This is a genomic window from Microcoleus sp. B4-C1 (genome assembly GCF_036705285.1).
Lineage (GTDB): Bacteria > Cyanobacteriota > Cyanobacteriia > Cyanobacteriales > Microcoleaceae > Microcoleus.
The window spans coordinates 1-6010 of the sequence record NZ_JAUBUC010000164.1; the positions used below are offsets into that span (position 1 = coordinate 1).

5 protein-coding genes are annotated in these 6010 nt (G+C 46.9%); 1 reads left to right on the forward strand and 4 read right to left on the reverse strand.

Annotation, left to right across the window (positions count from 1 at the left end):
• Positions 1 to 282: 282 nt before the first annotated feature.
• Together QUB26_RS30945 and rppA are read right to left on the reverse strand one after the other, a co-directional pair.
• The gene (locus QUB26_RS30945; protein ID WP_333240162.1) at positions 283 to 1554 is read right to left on the reverse strand and encodes a HAMP domain-containing sensor histidine kinase; all 1272 of its coding nucleotides are present in this window, start codon (positions 1552 to 1554) and stop codon (positions 283 to 285) included.
• Complete coding sequence (gene rppA / locus QUB26_RS30950) at positions 1547 to 2221, reverse strand: two-component system response regulator RppA (protein ID WP_333056440.1); 675 nt, start codon at positions 2219 to 2221, stop codon at positions 1547 to 1549. The genes QUB26_RS30945 and rppA overlap by 8 nt, the downstream gene beginning before the upstream one ends.
• Positions 2222 to 2380: 159 nt before the next feature.
• Here rppA and QUB26_RS30955 point away from each other — a divergent pair, with 159 nt between their 5' ends.
• Positions 2381 to 2770: a hypothetical protein gene (locus tag QUB26_RS30955; protein WP_333056441.1), complete on the forward strand. Its 390-nt coding sequence runs from the start codon at positions 2381 to 2383 to the stop codon at positions 2768 to 2770.
• A gap of 233 nt (positions 2771 to 3003) precedes the next feature.
• Here QUB26_RS30955 and QUB26_RS30960 read toward each other — a convergent pair whose 3' ends face one another.
• The gene (locus QUB26_RS30960; protein WP_333240160.1) at positions 3004 to 4326 is read right to left on the reverse strand and encodes a ferric reductase-like transmembrane domain-containing protein; all 1323 of its coding nucleotides are present in this window, start codon (positions 4324 to 4326) and stop codon (positions 3004 to 3006) included.
• A gap of 32 nt (positions 4327 to 4358) precedes the next feature.
• On the reverse strand, positions 4359 to 5159 hold the full coding sequence (locus tag QUB26_RS30965) for a superoxide dismutase (protein ID WP_445299659.1): 801 nt from the start codon (positions 5157 to 5159) through the stop codon (positions 4359 to 4361).
• Between the last annotated feature and the right edge of the window lie 851 nt (positions 5160 to 6010).

A 6010-nucleotide genomic window follows, 5' to 3' on the forward strand; every position in this document is an offset into this window, starting at 1 on the left:
TATCATTATTATTCAATTATATTTCTACATAAAGGGGTATTGACAAAATCTACTCCGTTCTAACTTGTTACCAATGTCGCAACTGTGATTCAAGAGTGACAATCTTCGATGTCCCCGTTATAGCCGCAGGATATCTTCTATGACAATTCCCGCATCCAGGATACCCGCCACGTGATTCATCCGTCCAGAAATAAAAAACCTGTATCCGATAAAGGAACCCCCGAATTTATCTCGCGCAAGTCAATGCTTCAAATCTAAAATCTAAAATCTAAAATCTAAAATCTAAAATCTAAAATCGATTGACAGGGGCAGTTCTATTTGAAACAGAGAACCTTTCCCAACCTCGCTACTTACCGTTAGGTGTCCGCCGTGAGCTTCCACAATTTGCTGGGCGATCGCCAATCCCAATCCAGAGCCGCCTTTCTTCCGTGTTCGTACCTCATCAACTCGGTAAAATCGGTCAAAAATGTGTGGCAAATCTACATCGGGAATGCCGATTCCCGTATCTTCTATTTGAATTAAAATGCGATGAGATTGAGTCAATAACCGCAGCCACACTGTTCCTTCAGGTAAGGTATATTTGCAGGCATTGGTGAGTAGATTAGTGATAGCTTGTTTTAATAAATCAGAATTGGCTTTGATGATAACTCTCTCTTCAGGCAGTTCTAAATGAAGGCTTAAATGCTGGGCAACACCCTGTATTGATGAAGTGGCGATCGTATCTTTTAACAGGTCATTCAAGTGAATCGATTGAATCGACTTTGCATCTAACTGTCCTGCCTGTCGTGCTAAAAACAAGAGATCAGTCACCAACCGATTCATCGACTTAGCCGTTTCAGCAATCTTTTCCAATCGAGAGTGCTTAGGCTGGCCGGCATCGACTGGGCTGAGTAAGCCAACCTGGGCATTGCTGAGTATGGTGGCAAGCGGTGCCCTTAGTTCGTGGGAAGCATCAGAAGTAAATCTTTGCATTTGGACATAGGCGTTTTGAATCGGTTGCATAGCCAATCCGCCTAAAAACCAACCTACTAGACTAATCGCGCCCAGAGTCAAGGGCAATGTTATCACCATCACAATCAGTAACTCTCTCAGTGTTTTCTGAGCATCCGTCAAAGGGATGGCAATCTGGAGGTAGCCAATCGTGCGTCCGTTGTAGTCAACCGGAAGCGTTAATTGTCGCAGCCACTCGGGGGAAGACTCAATGGTTTGAAACGCCGCGCGAGCCTGAATCCGATCCGAGGGCTGCGCCCCATAAAACTGTTGCAGTTGTCCAGTCGCTGAATACCACCTAGCGTAAACAACTTCACTGCCAGAGGGAGGAGAATAATTACCAAGAATCGGAACGTTACTCAGATCGATGTGTTCTTTTCCCTGCCGCAAACCATAGTCAATATTGGCAGCCATGACTCTTGCTTTTTTGTAGAGTAGTCGATCGCACTCTTCTAAGCTGTTAACCGCTCGCTGGTAGTAAATGATCCCGGCAAACACGATCAGAATAGCCCCCATCGAGAGCGTAAACCAGTGGGCCAGATTGCGGCGGCTACGATTAAACATCTGGATTCAAGCGATATCCCATACCATATACGGTTTCTAGCCAACTGACAGCACCTATCATCTGCAATCGCTGCCGCAGACGACGCACTAGGACAGTAATCGCATTACTCTCAGGTTCGTTGCCCCACTCCCACAAGGCTTGTTCTATTTGGCTGCGGGAGAGTATCTGACGAGGATGGCGCATCAGATACTCTAGAAATAGAAATTCACGAGTCGATAACTGCATACTTTGCTCCCCCCGTTCAATAGTCAGCGTTGATAGATGTAGAGTCATATCTTCAACCTGTAAAGTATCCCCTTTCCAAAGTGGCGATCGTCGTCCCAAGGCCCGCACCCGTGCCAGCAGTTCAAACACATCGGCGGGTTTGATGAGATAATCATCGGCTCCAGCGTCTAAAGCGCTAATTTTGTCAACAATCGCATCTTTGGCAGTCAACAGCAACACCGGGGCCGTTTTTCCCAGACGGCGGTATTGCTGGCATAAGCTTAAGCCACTGATCTCAGGTAATAACCAATCAAGGATCAACAGATCATAGTCCCGCTTCGATAAAATCCACTGGGCCGTCGCCCCATCTTCTACACCATCGACAATATGTCCCGCCTCAGAGAGAGCAGCTTGAAGTGGCTCCAGTTGATCTACATCGTCTTCTACCAGGAGAATTCGCATCCGTCTAACCATTGTTCGGCAAATTTTATGTATGTTAGAGAAGAAATTTAGGAAAAGCATCCATCACAGGTAAGATTTATGCCAATCAGTTGCTAACTAAAATGTTGGTAGTTTCTCCCGATTATTTCGAGCAATCTAAATCTAAAATCCAACATTCCCATGACTTTACCTCGCATCCTACCACTTCTACACCGCGCTGCCTGGGAATTTTGGGTACCTCTGCCATTGGTAGCAGCCTTATTCTGGACTACAGGTAACTTCATCGCGGCCCAAACTCTAAGCCGTCCGTATAACTCTGTCAACAAACTACTGGCAGATAGACCGTTAAATCGGAGATTACCAGTAACAATCTTGACCATAAATGCAGAAATCGATCGCAGCCTGGGTGTTACCACTATTTTTGTCAACACCAGTGACTCAACTTTAAAGAAGCTGGAATACGAGTTTCCTGTTACCCAAACCAGTCAGGTCGAAGCAACGATCGCCCAAGAATTAGCAATGCCGGTTGAAAATGTCCGCAAATTGATCAGCTACCGGATGAAGAACTAAGCGGTTGAGCGAAAAATTGCTCCACCATTGGCGAGTGGGAAATAGATCGAGTTCCGCCGATCCCAAGCATGGATTTAGTGCCTGTGATGAGAAGGACTAGAAATTCTGTCTTCTCTAAGATCAATAGGCTCAATTCGAGTTTGAATCCAGGCAAAGAGAACCGCAACTCCCAACAAAATGAGCGTTGTGCCTGCTACCAGTTGCAACATGATACTGTAACGCATAGCCCCCCATTAAGCTAAATCAAAGTGTTCCATGTGAACGTTCGTGACGGGAACATTTAGTTCAAATAACGCCCGCTCAACTGCATCCATCATCACCGGAGCCGCACAGACAAAGTAATGCCGACTGCCCCGATGAAGAGGAATGTATTTTTCCAATAATGCTTGGTCAACATAACCTGTGTCACCTGCCCAATCGTCATGAGCTTTTCGCAACACATAGACGATCGATAGATCTAATTTTTCCTTTAAAGCGTCTAGCTCTTCTTGATAGGTCAGGTCGTCCCAGGAGGAAGCCGCGTAGATCAGCAAAAAGGGGCGATCGTCCTTTCGTTCCGCCGCTGTCAACAGGATGCTGAAGATGGGTGTAATCCCCACTCCACCGGCAATCAGCACAAAGCCAGCGCTGTCCCAATAGCGCTCGGTCGTAAATACCCCATAGGGCCCATCCAAATACGCTCTCGTTCCCGGTTGGACATCTTTGATGCCTTTGGTGAAATCTCCGATCGCCTTGATACCAAACTCGATGCGATCGGCGCGATCGGCACAAGACGACATCGAAAACGGATGTTCTCGCATACTCAACGGGGTAATATTCAGCGTCAACCAGGCAAATTGACCGGGTTCAAAGGTAAAGCCTTCATGTCCCAGCGGACGCAATGCCAGCGTCCAGACATCACCCCGTTGTGGCAGCACTTCCTCTACCACATAGGGCTTTTGAGTCATCAACCAAGGTTTGACCAACCGCACATAAACGATTAGCCAGAGCGAGACGAGAATAATGCCTCCCCATAGCACAGCTTTCCAGAACAAGCCTAAATAATTGCCAACGGCGAGGGCATGTGCAAAGCCGAACCCCACTGCCACCACTGCCAGAATGGTGTGAGAGGCTCGCCAGGGTTCGTAGGGGATCTTTAGTGGTTTGCGCCAGATGGTTGTCACCACCATTGCCAGAAATGCCAGTGTACCCAAGACTGCCATCCGCGCCCGCCAGGGCGCCTGGGGAAAGTTGAGTAGTTGTAGGGTTTCCGGTTGAGCAATAAATAAGATAACTGGATGTACCAGCACCATGAAAAATGCCACCAGTGAGGTATAGCGATGAAACTGCAGCAGGATATCAATCCCGTAAGAGGTTTCGATCCGATTGACGCGGGCCGTCAGGATAAATTGCAACGCCATCATCGCCAAACCAATAAAGCCCAGCGCTACCGAAAACTCAGTCCAGAATCCACGTCCAGAGGGAGCCGGATGCAGTAACAGCACCAACAGGGGAAATAGAGTTAGTGACAGATACCCTACAATCCAGAGAACAGCAACAGCGCTCGGGCTATGCATCAACAACCTTCTCATATCAAACTCCTAGACGATTATGGTTGGGATGCGAGTTGAAACCGTCGGTTTACTTCTTCCCAGTTAACCACATTCCACCAATTGGTCAGATATTCAGCGCGGCGATTTTGGTAGCGCAGATAATAGGCGTGTTCCCAGACATCGTTGCCCAGGATTGGGTATAAGCCTTCGGTAATCGGATTGTCCTGATTGGGCGTTGTGGTAATTTGCAGTTGTCCTTGGGAATTACGAACTAACCAAACCCAACCACTGCCAAAGCGATCGCCCCCCGCTTCGTTAAACTGTTTTCTAAAGTTCTCAAAACTCCCAAAGGTTTGATTGATGGCTTCAGCAACTGCACCAGTAGGTTGCCCACCCCCATTGGGACTCATAATTTGCCAGAAAATCGTGTGGTTTAAATGCCCACCCCCATTATTCTGAACAGTTGTGCGAATAGCTTCCGGCACACTGTTAAGGTCACGTAGCAAAGCTTCAACACTACGGTTCTGCAAATTCGACTGTTGCTTTAATGCCTCATTGAGATTCTCAACATAAGAGGCGTGATGGCGATCGTGATGAAGCTTCATGGTTTCGGCATCAATAGCTTTCGCCAAAGCACCATACTCATAGGGCAACGGCGGTAGTTGCGCGGGGTAGGCGCTCAGTTCCCCACCCGGTGATGCGACGGCAGATGGTTGAGTCGTCGAGGGGGATGTCTGCGCCTGTGGTGTCGATTGAGATGTCTGCGCCTGTGGTGTCGATTGACAGGAAACGATCAGCAGGACTACGGCAGCTCCTGCTATCAAAAAACGGATAGGTTGTTGTAAAAAGTTTTTCATCGTTTTTGGTCAATTCAATGAGGTAAAAAAGACGGTTTGACAGATTCGGAAGAGCCAGCACGATCGGCAGCAGCTATTGCTTCGCTAAGAGCTTCGCCTTGAATCACCAGGATTGAGCAAGGATGATGAGGAACGACATAGTTACTAACACTCCCTACTAGCACCTCGGCTAACCCTTTGGTTGCTCTACGACAACAATAAGGTCTGATCTCCATTGTCGAGATACATGGAAAATCGCCCGTCCTGGCTGTCCATTTTCGTAGCTAAAGTCTACTGACATATGCCACGTCTTCACTTCTGCTGATAAAGCTGCAATAGCTTTTGATTTTTCTCCTCTCCTGCACTTAGAAAAGTGATGGGAGTGTACTGACTCAAGTGAGATAGGTCAATACAATGGAAAACTTTGCAAACAGCGTTCTCTTGTTCTGTTAGGGTAAGCGCTTGCTCAAAGAGAAAGGGTGTAAAGGGTGATTCATCAAAGGCTGTCAAAATCCTTATTAATTTCCTTCTACTGATTAGCCAGGAGCTAATTAGCATTGGAGTAGATTCACCTCAGACTGAAAAAATTAGATCTAAGCGTTTAAGCTCTTATCTTTTAGAGTCACAAGTAAATGTGACTAAAAAATGACAAAAGTTCTTATTACCGGCTGGCGGGGTGACAAGCCCACTTGAAACCCAGATGGGGCAAAGGTTGAGCTTCGTTGTGAAAAAAAAATCGACCGCCGAATTGTGACAGGCTAGCTTATCCTAAAAAATGCTACCGACATCCTATCACAGGGTAAACGCATCTTAACTGGAACCCAAAATATGCTACAGTTAAATCCGACTAAATTTCAATGTAGTTTGTTGTA

Bases quoted from the DNA above. Each gene is read 5' to 3' on its own strand.
- QUB26_RS30945 (WP_333240162.1), bottom strand. From the start codon at position 1,554: ATGTTTAATCGTAGCCGCCGCAATCTGGCCCACTGGTTTACGCTCTCG.
- QUB26_RS30955 (WP_333056441.1), top strand. From the start codon at position 2,381: ATGACTTTACCTCGCATCCTACCACTTCTACACCGCGCTGCCTGGGAA.
- QUB26_RS30965 (WP_445299659.1), bottom strand. From the start codon at position 5,159: ATGAAAAACTTTTTACAACAACCTATCCGTTTTTTGATAGCAGGAGCT.
- rppA (WP_333056440.1), bottom strand. From the start codon at position 2,221: ATGCGAATTCTCCTGGTAGAAGACGATGTAGATCAACTGGAGCCACTT.
- QUB26_RS30960 (WP_333240160.1), bottom strand. From the start codon at position 4,326: ATGCATAGCCCGAGCGCTGTTGCTGTTCTCTGGATTGTAGGGTATCTG.